The 805-nt window shown below is 64.0% G+C and carries 1 protein-coding gene; it reads right to left on the bottom strand.

Features of this window, described 5'->3' with window-relative positions:
* Positions 1-236 precede the first annotated feature (236 nt).
* A partial coding sequence (locus tag A5698_RS07655; protein ID WP_231967335.1) for an IS110 family transposase occupies positions 237-805 on the bottom strand: 569 nt, incomplete at its 5' end.

Raw genomic sequence — 805 nt, 5'->3', positions numbered from 1 at the left:
TTCGACTATGCCACGGGGGTATGACATTGATTCCGTTAATCGGGTTCGGGTGAGGATGGTCTTGCTCGTTCGCCGCCGGTGATGACTCGGCCTGTGACTGGCGCCCTGCTGGGTTGTCTTCCAATTGATTTGTCTCACCGGCGACGTGCGTGCAAGTACCACAACAGCCCTGGTAGGGCGGACATGACTTAATCAGGAGCCTGTCCGCTGCCTCATCAATGTCTTGTCTGCCCGCCCTACCGGGTTGTCACCCAGCCGCACGGTTCATTGCACGGAGAGGACACCACCATCGTGACATCCCCACGCCGCGTCGTCATCGGCGCTGACACCCACCTCGACACCATCCACGTGGCTGCGATCACCGATACCGTTGTGGGGTCCTCGTGTGCGCGGGGGCGGCAGCCGGCCAGCGCTTCGACCAGACGCAGGGTGGTGGGGTAACGGCGGTAGCGTTCCCGAAGATCGGCCGGGGCGGTCACAAGCAGGTCCTTGATCTGCTGGATAGCCGCGGTGCGGGCTTTGATCGCGCCGCGACGAGCGATCAGCAGCGCTTTGAGGGCCCCGGTGCGGGAGTCTTTGGGCACGGCAAGGCCGTGGCCGGCCAACACCGCACGAGCAGCGCTATAAGCATCGAGAGGGTCGGACTTGCCTTGGCGGCGCCGCGCCGAGCGGTCGGGACGGTTGACCTCGACGACGTGAATGTCGTTGATCTGCAATGCCTGTGTCAACCCTGCACCGTAGGAGCTGGTGCCCTCAACACCGACAGCGACGACCTCGCCGAAACTACGCGCCCAGCAGATCGCGG

The sequence above is a fragment of the Mycobacterium sp. E136 genome, assembly GCF_001666865.1.
Lineage (GTDB): Bacteria > Actinomycetota > Actinomycetes > Mycobacteriales > Mycobacteriaceae > Mycobacterium.
Note: the sequence above shows the minus strand (reverse complement) of the source record. Positions and strands in the feature narration are given on the sequence as shown.